The following is a 14450-nucleotide window of genomic DNA, read 5'->3' on the forward strand; positions in this document are numbered from 1 at the left end:
TGGGAGTGGGGGATGGACAAGCGTCGGTGGATGTCGGCGGTGTTGTTGACGGCAGGTCTGGCGATCGGGGTAACCGCCTGCGGCAGTGACGCATCGGAACCGGTGTCGGGTGATTCCAACTCGATCGACGTGCCCGCATCGAGTGCGTTGTCCGGATCGTGGACCGGGACCTGGAAGGCCGGTGGACGCTCGAGCGAGGCGCACCTCGGAGTGGTCTCCGACAACCCGTTCCTCGCCACGGTCGACGTCGCCGGCTCGTGCGGCGCCACCTGGAAGGAGACGTCGCGTGAGGGCTCCACCGTGACCGCGACGTCGACGGTGACCTACGGGAACTGCCCGGCCGGTGACTGGACGATCACCATCACCGACACGTCGATCACCGCCACCGGAGGCGATGTCACCGCGCAGTTCCACCGCGACTGACCTCCCGGGCCGGCACCTCGCCTCGGGCGTGCAAGATGGGGAAGACGGCCACCGCGTCGTCGACCATCCACCACCCGAGGAGTGAGATGACCGAGTTACTGCCACTGAATCCCGACGAACTGCTCACCACCACCCGGTCGGTGCGCAAACGCCTCGACCTCGAGCGACCCGTCCCGATCGACGTGGTGCGGGAGGCCCTGGAGGTGGCGATGCAGGCGCCCACCGGGAGCAACAGTCAGACCTGGCACTGGATCGTGCTCACCGATCCGGAACTGAAGAAGAAGGTCGGCGACTTCTACGCCCGATCCTTCGCCGCCTACTCCGCCGCCAAGACCTTGCCCGATGACACCGCACGTCGGGTGGCGTCGAGTGCCCAGTACCTCGCCGACGTCATGGGGGAGGTTCCGGTGCTCGTGATCGGCGCGATCTACACCGGTGGTGACCTGCCGGCCGGCAATCAGGCCGGAGTGTGGGGATCGCTGCTGCCCGGGGCGTGGAGCCTGAGCCTCGCGCTGCGCGCCCGCGGGCTGGGTTCGGCGTGGACGACGCTGCACCTGACCTACGAGAAGGAGATCGCCGACCTGCTCGGCATCCCGTCGACCGTGCACCAGGGGGTGCTGCTGCCGGTGGCCTACACCAAGGGCACCGACTTCAAACCCGCCGGTCGCAAACCGCTCGATGACGTCCTGCACATCGACGGATGGTGAGCCGTTTCAGGCGGCTACCGGACCCGTACGGTTGTGGCCGGTAGAGTTCACAGACACCATGGCCGACTCCGAGACCCCGCGCCCGCCTGCCGATCGCCCGCCCAATCGGCGATCCGCGGCGAAGGCGGCACGTCGCGCCGATCTGCTGACCGCGGCCGCCCGGCAGATGGCCGAACGTGGATTCGCGAGCGTGCGGCTCGAAGACATCGGCGGCGCCGTCGGGATAAGTGGACCGGCGATGTACCGTCACTTCGCCTCGAAATCCGAACTGCTCGACGAGATGCTGCTCGACATCAGCCGGCGGCTCTACGCCGGCGGTACCGAGGTGGTCGAGCGTGGTGATCCGCCCGCCGCAACCCTCAACGCGCTCATCGCATTTCACATCGACGTGCTGGTGACCAAGCCGGATCTCATCGCGGTGCAGGACCGTGACCTGTCGTCGTTGACGCCCGAGGCGAACCACGAGGTCCGCAGTCTGCAGCGTCGGTACGTCGAGCGGTGGGTGGATGTGCTGATGGCCGAATCCGCGCAGAGCATCGACGGTCTGGAACGAGACGAGGCACGGGTGCGTGTCCATGCGATGTTCGGTCTGCTGAACTCCTCACCGCGACTTCCCGAGTTCGATCCGTGCCGCCTGCGCCGGCTGCTGGCTGCGATGGCGTTGGCGGCGTTGCATGTCCCGGCGACCCCGCCCCGAGACGAGACGGGTCGACCGTGACGCGCCGCCTGTCGTCACCGATCCGGGCACTCCGCGGGGCCGGGGTTGCCGTGTTCGTCGCCCTCGCCGTCGGTGTCACCGGCTGTTCGGTCTCGGGGTCGGCCACCAGTGAGGACGATGCCGCCGGTGGTGGGAACGCCTCGGCGCCGTTGCCGGTGACCCCGCAGTTCTCCGGGGCCGCGATCGTGTGTTCGGGTGGATCGGTCGTCGGGACCACCGACATCACCCATCCGGGTTGGGGACCGACCCGGATCTTCGCGATCAGCACTGCCGGCGGCTCCGGTGGCGGTCAGGCCTGCCTCGTCGCGCAGAACGCGGCGGGCGTGCAATGGACCCACGCCGAGGACTCCGGCCCGACCACCGTGAAGTGGCGGTTCGCCAACCCGGCCACCGATAACACCGGCAACACCTTCGTCATCTACAACCCCGGCCGCTACGACGGGGTGATCGTCCTCGTCCCCACCGCGGACGGCTTCGCGCCGATCGAACGGTCCTATCAGACCGGCCAAAACCGTTACTACTACGCCGAATTGGTCGGCCCGCAGGGTGGTCGCTATGCGATTGAGGCGAGCGCCAACGACTGCGAGCCGGATTGCGCGAGCGGTACCATCACTCGTCGCACGTTGCAGTGGAACGGGTCGACGTACAGCTGAGGCGCGGCCTAACAGATCTGCCGGTTCATCGTATCGCCCGCGTAGGTGACAATGATTCGAATGCAGGTGTTGGCGGGCGCGTACACCGCCGGCGTGAAGAACTGTTGCGGCGCAGCCGAATAGGAGGGTGACGCCTGCCATCCGGATGTCTGCGACCAGATGCGGGCACTACCGGCCAGGCCGCCCGGTGTGGCGACCTCGAGCCAGTTATCCCCCGACGGGGACAGATACAGGATCACCACCGCATTGCCGAGGGGCATCCGCCAGACCTGTCGACCGTTGGCGGGCAGGACCGGGGCCGACGGCGCGGCCGACAGCGGTGGAGGCACCTGCGACGGCACGACGGACGGCGCGGCGGCCACCGAGGATTCGGGGAGGGATGGCGCTGCCGCATTCTCCGACGGCTCGTCGGAGGCCGTGGTCGTGAGGAACCATCCGCCGACGCCGAGCAGGGCGATCACGAGAACCGCGATGACGGCGATCAAGCCGTAGGTCGACGCTCGGGAGGCTCCCCGGACCGGTTGCGTCGGTATCGGTGCCACCGGATCGCGGGCGGTGCGCACCACCGTGGGGTGACTGAACTCCGTCGTGGGTCGCGCTGTGGGTACCTGGGTCGGGGTACTGACGACACCAGCCGGATGGAGCCCCGCCGGATTGCCCGCGGTTGGCATGGCTGCCGCCGGGGGCTGGTGCACAGCGCCCCGGGCATCGGCCACGAGCGTCGCGGCATCGGGATGGCGATCCGCCGGATCCTTGGCCATGCCCCGCCGGATCACCGCGTCGACCGGTGAGTTCAGCGACGCCGGGAGCTGATGAAGGTGAGCGGAGATGATCTGTTCCGGATTCGTCAGCTGCGCGAAAGGTGCTTGGCCGGAGAGGCATTCGTAGAGAACGCCGGTCAGCGCGTAGATGTCGGCGGGCGGGCCGACGGTGTCGTCGGCGAATCGTTCCGGCGCCATGTAGCGAAACGATCCGATCGTATGGCCCGCTTGGGTGAAGCGCGTATCCGAATAGGTCACCGCCAGTCCGAAGTCGACGAGGTAGGCGAAGTCGTTCCGATCCACAAGGATGTTGTCCGGCTTGACATCCCGGTGGGTCAGGCCCTCATGGTGCGCGGCATCGAGGACGGCGCCGATCTGCTCGACGATGTGCAGTGCGCGTTCGGGAGGCAGCGGGCCGTCCTCGGCGAGCACCTGGCGTAGATCGCGGCCGTTGACCAGCCGCATGTCGATGAAGAGCTGCCCGTCGATGGTGCCCCAGTCGTGGATGGGGATGACATGCGGATCATTGAGCGCCGCAGCCATGTGCGTCTCGCGAATGAAACGGTCCCGAGCGGTCGGGTCGTCGTTGACCGTGCGGCTGAGGAGTTTGATCGCGACGACACGGCCGCGTCGTGTGTCGGTGGCCCGGTACACCTCGCCCATCCCGCCGCGACCGAGCAATTCCTCGAGCCGATACTGCCCCAGCATGGTTCCCGCGCGGTCGGTTCCTGACGGGAACATATCGGGGTGTCGCTCCTGGAGTCATCTCGGGCACAGGGCGGCCAGAGGAGCTTCGGACACTACCACTGAGGGTCGTCCGTGGGGATCGTCCAATCGGACGAAAAGGACGGGTCGAGGTGAATGAATCTCGCGTTCGGGGTGCACTCGAACGGCACGTGGCCTCTACTCTGACCACCACGTGAAGGCCGTGCCATGTAAGGGCCGCGACAGAGGCGAAGGGAAGACGACGACGTGAATCCAGGCGATCCGAACCAACCGCAACAGACCTGGGCTGCCGGGCAACCGGCCGGGGCACCCGAGACCGCCGCGCCGGGGGTCCCGGGTGCGGTGCCCGGTCAGTACGCCGCCCCTGGTCAGTACTCCAGTCCCGGACAGGTGCCCTATCCGCCCTCGCAGCCGGTGCCGTCGCAACCCGTGCCGTCGGGACAGTGGGGTGCCCAGCCCGGTCCGCAGGGCTGGGGTGCGACGCCACCGCCGGGCCCGGCACGTCAGTTCGACGCGCGGGCACAGATGCCGTCACTGCTGCTGATCGCGTCCAGTGTCGCCGGTCTGATCACCTACTTCATGGGCTTCGTCAGCTGGGTGGTTCCCGACAACTCGATCCCGGACTCGGAAATCGAGAACTGGGCGGAGAATTACGAGAACGGAAGCTCCGGCATCCCGGGATTCGCGTCGTATGAGATCGTGCTCAACCCGGGCAAGTTCCTGATCGTGTTGGGCGCCATCGCGATTGCCGCTGCGCTGGTCCTGATACCCCGATTCCGCAAGGCCGTGCCGTTCCTCGCGGTGGCCGCCGCCGGGGCATGGCTGGCGCTGTTCTCCGCCGCGGTGACGACGACGTCGGTTCCGGTCATCGGCATCGGCGCCGGTGCCATCGTGGCGTTGATCTTCGGCTTCCTCCAGGTGGGGTTGCTCCTCGGAGCGGCGGTTCTGGACGGCTTGCGCAAGGAGTGAGGCAGGGTCGCGGGGGACTGGGTGGAGTTCGGAGCGTCACCTCACCGGGTCTCGACCCGGCTCGTCGTTTCGACGGAGCTCAACGCGGCGGCTTGCGCTCCGCACGGCTCGGCCGACGAGCGGGGGCCGGCGGGTGGGGTGTTGTGCGGGTGGTGGGCACCGAGCCCACCACCCGCGTTGGTCAGATCCCGAGAGCATCGCGTCGCTCTGCCATCGCCTCCCGGTACCTCTCCACGTTGGCCATCTTGATGTGCTCGTAGCCGCGCACCATGTCGGGTAGGTCGGCCAGTTCAACCAGTGCCGGAAGTTGCTGCTGTTCAACCGTCCCGGTCTCCCACGCGTCGTCGATCGCGTCGAGCAGCTCACGATATTCGACGATCAGCGCGCGTTCGGTGCGTCGGATCTCGTTGTGGCCGAACGGGTCCAGCTTGGTACCGCGCAGTTTCTTCATGCGGCTCAGCGCGGTCATCCCGGGCTTCGCCCATCCGCCCAGCGACATCTTCTCCTTCATCCCCAACGCCCGCAGCGTCGGCGGATGCAGCCGGATGGCGACCTTGGCGTCCGGGCCGTACTGGTCGGCGATCTGCGCGGCGAAGGCCGGATCGGCGGACAGGCGGGCCACCTCGTACTCGTCCTTGTAGGCCATCAACTTGTACAGATTGCGGGCCACCGCATCGGTGAGCGCTTCACCGGCGCCGAGACGATGCACCCGCGCGATGTCGTCGACGTAGCGACGCGCGTAGCGCTCGTCGGCATAGTCGACGAGATCGTCGGCGCGGAGTGCGATGGTTCGCGCCAACTCGTCGGTGATGGTGCCCAACGTCGAAACCCATGCGCGCGCACGATCGCTGGGCTGCGTCGACGTCAACTGCGGATGCAGCCGGGCGATCTCGGTGCTCACCGCATCCGGATCGGCGACGGCCTGGCGGCCGCGCCGGAAGGCCTGGATGTTGGCGGCCACCGCGACGCCGTTGAGGCCGATCGCGCGCTCGATGGAGGCCGCGGTGATCGGCAATGCCCCGGACTGATAGGCGGCACCGACGGCGAGCATGTTCGCGTACTGTTCATGCCCGAACAGGTCCGTCGACAGTGCTCCCGGGTCCAGATAGACGGTGCGGGCCACCCGTGGCTCGATGACGTCGTGAATCTGCGTGTCGGTGGGGAATCCGACGGAGGTGTCGACGACCATCGACCCGGTCGGGATGCGGGTGGTGGAGACGACCGCGGTGGTGCGCTCCGGCGAAGTGACCTTGAGATTGGTGGCGTCGGCACCGACCAGCGAATCGCAGGCCAGATACACATCGCAGGTGCCGCCGGCCACCTTGGCGGCCAATTCGATGGGCCGGGAAGAGATCTTGATGTCGCTGACCACCGCGCCGCCCTTCTGCGCGAGCCCGGTCATATCGACCGTGCGGGCGGCGTGACCGTCGAGATTGGCCGCGGTCGCCAGCACCTGGGACAGGGTGACCACGCCGGTGCCGCCGATACCGGTGATCCGGATGGTGGCGACGTCGGTGTCGACACCCAGGCGTGGGCGCTGAAGTGCCGGTGGGGCAACGGTATGTGCGTCCAGGTCGGCGGCCACGGCCCCGACGGCGCGCGTCGCGGTGCCCGGCGTCACCGTGACGAACGACGGACAATCACCGCTCAGGCACGAGTAGTCCAGGTTGCAGGAACTCTGATCGATTCGGGTCTTGCGGCCGAACTCCGTCGGAACCGGATGCACCGATAGGCAATTGGACTTCTCACCGCAGTCACCGCACCCCTCACAGATGCGTTCGTTGATCATCACCCGCGTCGTCGGGGTCTCGACGGTGCCGCGCTTGCGCTTACGGCGCTTCTCCGCGGCACACGCCTGATCGTGGATGAGGACGGTGACACCACTGATCGCGGCGAGCTCCTGCTGCACCTCGGCGAGATCGGCCCGCGGACGCACCTCGACGCCATGGGCGAGACCGGCCTTGCGGGTGCGCGTCACGTCATCGGAGGTGACGACGATCTTGGCGACATTCTCGGCGGCGAGTAGTGCGGTGATGCGCCCGAGGCTGAACTCGCCCACCGGATCTTGACCGCCGGTCATTGCCACCGTGCCGTTGTACAGCAGCTTGTAGGTGATGTTCTCACCCGCGGCGACCGCCGCGCGGATGGCCAGTGAGCCGGAATGGGTGAACGTGCCGTCGCCGAGGTTCTGCACGAAGTGGTCGGCGGTGACGAACGGTGCCATGCCGATCCACTGTGCACCCTCGCCGCCCATCTGGGTGACGCCGGCGACATCGCCGACCTGGTGCGGGTCCATCAGCAGAACCATGGCGTGGCAACCGATTCCGGCGCCGACGAGGGTGTCCTCGGAGACCTTGGTGGAGCTGTTGTGCGGGCACCCCGAGCAGAAGTACGGGGAGCGCACGGCCAGTGGCAACTCGATGCGGGTACGTCGACGGGACGAGCGGTCGAGCCAGTCGATGGCCTCGTCGACGTGATGATGGCGCGCCAGGCGCATCGCGAGTCCGCGGGTGACCGCGTCGACGTCGAGTTCACCGAAGCGGGAGAACAGCGTTGAGCCGTTCTCGTTGACCTTGCCGACGATGTGCGGGGCGATCGGGTCACGAAACAGGATGTCGCGCATCATCGTCTCGACGAAGTCACGCTTCTCCTCGACGACGATCACCTCGTCGAGGTGTCCCGAGGCGGTGTCGGTGATGAAGCGCCGCAAGATGTCCTGCTCGAGCGGGTAGACCATGCCGAGTTTGAGAATCCGGATACCGAGGCGATTGAGGTCGGCCTCGGTCAACCCCATCAGATGCAACGCCTCGCGGACGTCGAGATAGGTTTTGCCCGCGGCGACGATCCCGATGCGATCATCGCTGCTGCGCACCGTGATCCGGTTGAGGCCGTTGAGGCGGGCGTACTCCAGGGCACGGGGGAGGCGGGTGGTGAGCTGATTCTGTTCCAGCTCCATGAGATTCGCGCCGAGCAGGCGGCCGGACGGGACGTGCGGGCTGCGTCCGAGGGCGCCGTGGCGGGGATCGACCCGGGTGGGATCGAGCTGGACGGTCGACGCGCCATCGGCCACATGTGCGGAGATCTTCAGCGAGGTCCACAGACCACTGGCCCGGCTCATGTGCGCCGCGTGCACCCCGAGATCCAGGATGTCCTGCGAATCGGCGGGATAGAGGATCGGGATGTAGAGATCGGCCAGGGCCATCTCCGATGCGCATGGCACCGTGGAGCTCTTCGCGCCCGGATCGTCGCCGACCAGTGCCACGGCGCCGCCGTCGGGATGCGTGCCGATGATGTTGGCGTGGCGCAGGGCGTCGGATGCGCGGTCGAGGCCGGGTGCCTTGCCGTACCAGTAGCCGACGATGCCCGATCGGGCCTGACCGGCGGCGTCCGGGGCGAGGCCGGTGACCTGCGCGGCGACCTGCGATCCCATCACCGAGGTCGCGGCGAGCTCCTCGTTGAGGCCCGGGCGGTGGACGATGTCGAGGGGTTCGAGGAGTGCCCGGCGCTTGGCGAGCTCGAGGTCGTATCCGGCGAGGGGTGACCCTTCGTAGCCGGAGATGAAGGAGGCGGTCCGCTGATTCATGCGTCGATCGACGAGAGCGCGATCGCGCACCATGCGGACGAGGGCGGCGATGCCGCCGAGGAAGACGGTGCCCGACTCGCGGACGTAACGGTCTTCCAGACCGCTGGTCGCGGGGGCATGCGGGGCGAGGGTCATGGGTTTACCTGGCCTTCTGTAGTTGTGGCGCGCGAACCGTGGGTGTCGGTCCGCCGTCGTGCGTGATGGGCCCGGGGGTGGTGGGCTCACCCACACCATACGAAAAATCGTGATGGCCGTCACGTCCGGGTGGAGAATGGTCGAGGCGCAAGCAGAGCCGAGGAAAAAACGGCGGGCGCGTGACAGTGGGCAGTGACGTACGCTACAGTCGCTTCAGTTAATTGTCACTAACTGAAAGGGAGCTGGTGGGTCCGACAGTCACAACCTCCGCCCCGACCACGGGTCCTCGCGCCGTCCACCTCGACAATGTCGCCAAACTCCGCGAGAAGCTCCGGGTGGCTGCCGCCGGGGGCGGCGAGCGCGCCCGGGCGCGCCACGAATCCCGCGGCAAACTCCTCCCGCGCGCCCGCGTCGACGGACTCCTCGACGTCGGATCGCCGTTCCTCGAGGTCGCCCCACTCGCCGCGATCGACATGTACGACGGCAAGGTGCCCTCCGCCGGTGTGGTCGCCGGGATCGGGCGGGTGGCAGGCCGCGAATGCATGATCATCGCCAACGACGCCACCGTTTCCGGCGGCACCTACTACCCGATGACGGTGAAGAAGCACCTGCGTGCCCAGGAGATCGCCGCCGCCAACCGGCTGCCGTGTATCTATCTCGTCGACTCCGGTGGCGCGATGCTGCTGCAGCAGGACGAGGTGTTCCCCGACCGCGAGCACTTCGGCCGGATCTTCTTCAATCAGGCGAACATGAGCGCCGCGGGCATCCCGCAGATCTCGGCCGTGCTCGGATCGTCCACCGCCGGCGGCGCATACGTGCCCGCCATGAGCGACGAGACGGTCATCGTGCGCAACCAGGGCACCATCTTCCTGGCCGGCCCGCCCCTGGTGAAGGCGGCGACCGGCGAGGACGTCACCGCCGAGGATCTCGGTGGTGGCGCCATGCACTCGTCGGTGTCCGGGGTGACCGATCACCTCGTCGACAACGATGAGCAGGCCCTGGCCAAGGTCCGGGAGATCGTCGCGACCCTCGGCCCGCGCGACCCGGCCCAGTGGGAACTGACCGCGGCGCAACCCGCCGCGCGGCCCCAGACCGACATCTACGACGTCGTCCCCACCGACCCGCGCATCCCCTACGACGTGCGCTCGGTCATCGAGATCCTCGTCGACGGTGGCGAGTACACCGAATTCAAGGCGAACTACGGCACCACCCTGGTCACCGTCTTCGCCCATCTGCACGGGCACCCGGTCGGCATCATCGCCAACAATGGGGTGCTGTTCAGCGAATCCGCGCTCAAGGGAGCGCATTTCATCGAACTGTGCGACCAACGCCGCATCCCGCTGATCTTCCTGCAGAACATCACCGGCTTCATGGTCGGACGGGCCTACGAAGAAGGCGGCATCGCCAAGAACGGCGCCAAGATGGTCAACGCCGTTGCCTGCGCACGCGTCCCCAAGCTGACCGTGATGATCGGCGGCTCCTTTGGCGCCGGCAACTATTCGATGTGCGGACGGGCATACTCGCCCCGCTTCCTGTGGAGCTGGCCCAACGCCCGGATCTCGGTCATGGGCGGACCGCAGGCCGCCGACACCCTGGCGACGGTGCGCCGCAACCAGATCGAACGTTCCGGTGGTGAGTGGTCCGCCGACGACGAGGACGCCTTCAAACAACCCATCCGTGAGCAGTTCGAACACCAATCCGACGCCTACTATTCGACGGCGCGACTCTGGGACGACGGCATCATCGATCCCGCCGACACCCGCACCATCCTCGGCCTGGCACTCGAGGCCTGCCGATACGCCCCGTTGACCGATCCGCGCTACGGCGTCTTCCGGATGTGAGGCAGGCAATGTCTGTGACTTCTGAAATTCGTTCGACAACAAGCGAACACATCGAGGACGGTCAACCGGTGATCGCGCGGCCGCGCGTGATCCGCACCGTCCTGGTGGCCAATCGCGGCGAGATCGCCTGCCGCGTCATCGCCACCCTGCGTCGGCTCGGGCTGCGCAGCGTCGCCATCTACTCCGACCCGGACGCCCACGCCCGTCATGTGCGGGAGGCCGACACCGCCGTACGCATCGGACCGGCCGCGGCGACCGCCAGCTACCTCGACATCGACGCGGTGGTGCGTGCCGCCCAGGCAACCGGAGCCGACGCCGTCCACCCGGGCTACGGATTCCTCTCGGAGAACCAGCAATTCGCGGCAGCGCTGGCCGCCGCCGGGATCACCTTCATCGGCCCGCCGGCATCGGCCATCGCCACGATGGGTGACAAGATCACCGCCCGCGCCGCCGTCACCGAACGTGGCGTGCCGGTGGTACCGGGTCTGTCTCGTCCCGGGCTCACCGACGCCGACCTCATCGCCGCCGCCCCCGAGATCGGCTTCCCGGTGCTCATCAAGCCGAGCGCCGGTGGTGGCGGAAAAGGCATGCACCGGGTGGAATCGGCTGCCGGACTGCCCGATGCGCTGACCCGCGCCCGACGCGAAGCGGCCGCCGCCTTCGGCGACGACGCCCTGTTCCTCGAACATTTCGTCGACACGCCCCGGCACATCGAGGTGCAGGTACTCGCCGACACCCACGGCAACGTCATCCATCTCGGTGAGCGGGAATGCTCGCTGCAACGGCGCCATCAGAAGGTCATCGAGGAGGCGCCGTCGGCGTTGCTCGACGCCGCGACCCGCGATCGCATCGGGCAGGCTGCCTGCGACGCCGCGCGCAGCGTCGGTTACACCGGCGCCGGGACCGTCGAGTTCATCGTGTCGGCGCACCGACCCGACGAGTTCTTCTTCATGGAGATGAACACCCGACTGCAGGTGGAACACCCCGTCACCGAGATGGTCACCGGAATCGACCTGGTGGAGCAGCAGATCCGGGTGGCGCGCGGTGAGACGCTGGCCATCGCGCAGAGCGACGTCACCTTCACCGGGCACGCCATCGAGGCCCGGGTGTACGCCGAGGATCCTGCAAACGGCTTCCTGCCCACCGGCGGTGAGATCGTCGCACTCGCCGAACCCGATATTAGTGCGGGACAGGGCGTGCGACTGGACTCGGCCATGCTGCCCGGACTGGTGGTCGGCAGTGACTACGACCCGATGCTGGCCAAGGTCATCGCCCACGGGGCCGATCGCGCCGAGGCCATCGAACGACTCGACCACGCGCTCAGCGACACCCGGGTTCTGGGAGTGGTCACCAACATCGACTTCTGTCGCTACGTCCTGGCCCGCCCCGAGGTTCAGGCGGCCCGCCTCGACACCGAGCTGCTGGACCGTCTGGCGGCCGATTACGTTGCCCCGGAACCGGTTCCCGAGGCGCTCGCACTGGTCGGCCTGGCCCGCGTGGGGCAACGACGTACCGACGACGTGTGGGATGCGGCGGTGGGCTTCCGGATCGGCGACCACGCGCCGGTCATCAGCAGGCTGTCGGCGGGAACGCATTCGCGGACGGTGTCCGCGGCGGTGCACGGAGCAGACGATCGGTGGGTGACCGCGGATGTCACCATCGTCGATGCGGACGAGGAGAACGCGGCGCCACCGTGGTCGGCGCATGTCGAATACCTTGCCGCGCATGCGACCACCTCCGGTCGCACCGCCCGGCTGATCGTCGACGGCATCAGCCAGCAATGGTCGCTCGCCGAGATCGGCGACCAGTGGTGGGCAGGCGGGCCACAGGGAACCTGGATCGTCCAGCTGACGCGCACCACCCTCGATGCAGATACGGGTGAGGCGGCCGGCGACATCGCCTCGCCGATGCCGGGCACCGTCGTCGCCGTCGCGGCGTCCGACGGCGACGAGGTCACCGCCGGAACCGCGATCGTCGTCGTAGAGGCCATGAAGATGGAACACAGCCTCACCGCGCCCGTCGACGGGACCGTGACGGTCTCGGTCGCGGTGGGCGACAAGGTGTCCGCGGGCCAACTCCTCGCGCATGTCGACGCCCATCACGACAGCGCCCATCACGACAGCGCCCATCACGACAGCGCCCATCACGACGACGCCCATCACGACCCCGCGGCGGATCGGTCATGACGATCGCGGCCGCTACTGCATGCTCGCCCGAGTTCATCACACGCACAAAGGAACCCCAGCCATGGAGTTGACCCAGGACTACCTCGACCTGATCCACACGGTGCGTGACTTCGCACAATCCGTGGTGGCACCGGTCGCGGCGAAACATGATGCCGAACACAGCTTCCCGTATGAGGTCGTCGCCCAGATGGGCGCGATGGGACTGTTCGGACTGCCCTTCCCCGAAGGGGAAGGCGGAATGGGCGGCGACTACTTCGCGCTGTCGCTGGCCCTCGAGGAGCTCGGCAAGGTCGATCAGTCGGTGGCCATCACCCTCGAGGCCGGAGTCAGCCTCGGCGCCATGCCGATCCACAAATTCGGCACCGACGAGCAGAAGCAGCGGTGGTTGCCGTCACTGACCGCCGGTGAGAATCTGGCCGGGTTCGGACTCACCGAACCGGGCGCCGGCTCCGATGCCGGTGCCACCGCTACCACCGCCAAGGACGACGGCGACTCCTGGATCATCAACGGCTCCAAGCAGTTCATCACCAACTCCGGCACTCTCATCACCTCGCTGGTCACCGTCACCGCGGTCACCGGGACGAAAGACGATGGACGAAAGGAGATCTCGACGATCATCGTCCCCACCGACACGCCGGGATTCGTCGCCGAACCCGCCTACAACAAGGTCGGCTGGAACGCCTCGGACACCCATCCGCTGACCTTCACCGACGTGCGAGTCCCCAAGGAGAACCTCCTCGGGGTGCGCGGACGCGGGTACGCGAACTTCCTGTCGATCCTGGACGAGGGCCGCATCGCGATCGCCGCGTTGGCCACCGGCGCCGCGCAGGGCTGCGTCGACGAGAGCGTCAAGTACGCCAAGGAACGTCAGTCCTTCGGCCGGCCGATCGGGGAGTACCAGTCGGTGTCGTTCGCCATCGCACGCATGGAGGCCCGCGCGCACGTCGCCCGCACCGCCTACTACGACGCCGCGGCAAAGATGCTGGCGGGCAAGCCCTTCAAGAAGGAGGCGTCGATCGCCAAGATGGTGGCCAGTGAGGCGGCGATGGACAATGCGCGGATGGCCACCCAGATCCACGGCGGCTACGGCTTCATGAACGAGTACCCGGTGGCGCGGCACTACCGTGACTCCAAGATCCTCGAGGTCGGCGAGGGCACCACCGAGGTGCAGCTCATGCTGATCGCCCGGGAACTGGGGTTCGCATGAGCGAGCAGCAGACACCCACCCGAATCGTGCAGCGCGGACTGTGGTTCGAGGAGTTCGAGGAGGGCACCATCTACGAGCACCGGCCCGGGCGGACCGTCACCGAGGCCGACAACGTCCTGTTCACGACGCTGACGATGAACACCCAGGCACTGCACCTCGACGCCGCGTGGTCGGCGCAACAACCGGGTTTCGGTGGACAGCGGCTCATCAACTCGATGTTCACGCTGTCGACCATCGTGGGATTGTCGGTGTCGCAGTTGACCCAGGGCACGTTGGTGGCCAACCTCGGGTTCTCCGAAGTGGCTTTTCCGGCACCGCTGTTCGCCGGTGACACGCTGTACGCGGAGACCGAATGCACGGGTATTCGCGAATCGCGGTCCCGCCCCGGTGAGGGCGTGGTGAACCTGCTGCATGTAGGGCGTAACCAGGACGGGGTGGTGGTGGCGCGGGCCGCTCGTGCGACGCTGGTTCGGCGGCGTCCCCTCCAGTGACGACGGGGCGTCGGAGAAAAGTGTCAACGATGACGACGACGGAGGAGCGC

The 14450-nt window shown here is 67.5% G+C and carries 11 protein-coding genes; 9 read left to right on the forward strand and 2 right to left on the reverse strand.

Translation table 11 applies throughout. The features are described from left to right. Positions 1–12 precede the first annotated feature (12 nt). From ACWDPV_RS19285 to ACWDPV_RS19300, 4 genes are all read left to right on the forward strand, one after another. Positions 13–423 carry a hypothetical protein gene (locus ACWDPV_RS19285; protein WP_449744235.1) on the forward strand — a complete coding sequence of 137 codons (411 nt, stop codon included), beginning with the start codon at positions 13–15 and terminating at the stop codon, positions 421–423. A gap of 86 nt (positions 424–509) precedes the next feature. Further along, on the forward strand, positions 510–1130 hold the full coding sequence (locus ACWDPV_RS19290) for a nitroreductase family protein (RefSeq protein ID WP_348809385.1): 621 nt from the start codon (positions 510–512) through the stop codon (positions 1128–1130). 58 nt (positions 1131–1188) lie between these two features. Further along, complete coding sequence (locus tag ACWDPV_RS19295) at positions 1189–1848, forward strand: TetR/AcrR family transcriptional regulator (protein WP_449744236.1); 660 nt, start codon at positions 1189–1191, stop codon at positions 1846–1848. Next, a complete protein-coding gene (locus tag ACWDPV_RS19300) occupies positions 1845–2501 on the forward strand; it encodes a hypothetical protein (protein ID WP_449744237.1) in 657 nt (218 codons plus the stop codon). Before ACWDPV_RS19295 ends, ACWDPV_RS19300 begins: the two co-directional genes overlap by 4 nt. A gap of 8 nt (positions 2502–2509) precedes the next feature. Here the strand turns inward: ACWDPV_RS19300 and ACWDPV_RS19305 are convergent, their stop codons facing one another. After that, entirely contained in the window at positions 2510–4003 is a 1494-nt protein-coding gene (locus tag ACWDPV_RS19305) for a protein kinase domain-containing protein (protein ID WP_449744238.1), read from the reverse strand. Between the two features lie 231 nt (positions 4004–4234). Here ACWDPV_RS19305 and ACWDPV_RS19310 point away from each other — a divergent pair, with 231 nt between their 5' ends. Then, a complete protein-coding gene (locus tag ACWDPV_RS19310; RefSeq protein WP_449744239.1) occupies positions 4235–4957 on the forward strand; it encodes a DUF5336 domain-containing protein in 723 nt (240 codons plus the stop codon). A 181-nt stretch (positions 4958–5138) separates the two neighbouring features. On the opposite strand, the gene ACWDPV_RS19315 is transcribed toward ACWDPV_RS19310, so the two are convergent. Then, positions 5139–8675, reverse strand: a complete 3537-nt coding sequence (locus tag ACWDPV_RS19315; protein WP_449744240.1) for an indolepyruvate ferredoxin oxidoreductase family protein — start codon at positions 8673–8675, stop codon at positions 5139–5141. Positions 8676–8920: 245 nt separating this feature from the next. Between ACWDPV_RS19315 and ACWDPV_RS19320 the strand changes: the two genes are divergently transcribed. From ACWDPV_RS19320 to ACWDPV_RS19335, 4 genes are all read left to right on the forward strand, one after another. Next, the gene (locus ACWDPV_RS19320; RefSeq protein WP_449744241.1) at positions 8921–10516 is read left to right on the forward strand and encodes a carboxyl transferase domain-containing protein; all 1596 of its coding nucleotides are present in this window, start codon (positions 8921–8923) and stop codon (positions 10514–10516) included. Between the two features lie 50 nt (positions 10517–10566). Continuing rightward, on the forward strand, positions 10567–12702 hold the full coding sequence (locus tag ACWDPV_RS19325; RefSeq protein WP_449744326.1) for an acetyl/propionyl/methylcrotonyl-CoA carboxylase subunit alpha: 2136 nt from the start codon (positions 10567–10569) through the stop codon (positions 12700–12702). Positions 12703–12763: 61 nt separating this feature from the next. Then, positions 12764–13909 (forward strand): acyl-CoA dehydrogenase family protein, encoded by a 1146-nt coding sequence (locus ACWDPV_RS19330; RefSeq protein ID WP_449744242.1) that lies wholly within the window; start codon positions 12764–12766, stop codon positions 13907–13909. Then, entirely contained in the window at positions 13906–14400 is a 495-nt protein-coding gene (locus tag ACWDPV_RS19335) for a MaoC family dehydratase (protein ID WP_348803036.1), read from the forward strand. The genes ACWDPV_RS19330 and ACWDPV_RS19335 overlap by 4 nt, the downstream gene beginning before the upstream one ends. Positions 14401–14450: the final 50 nt, after the last annotated feature.

Source organism: Gordonia sp. NPDC003504, from assembly GCF_053587995.1.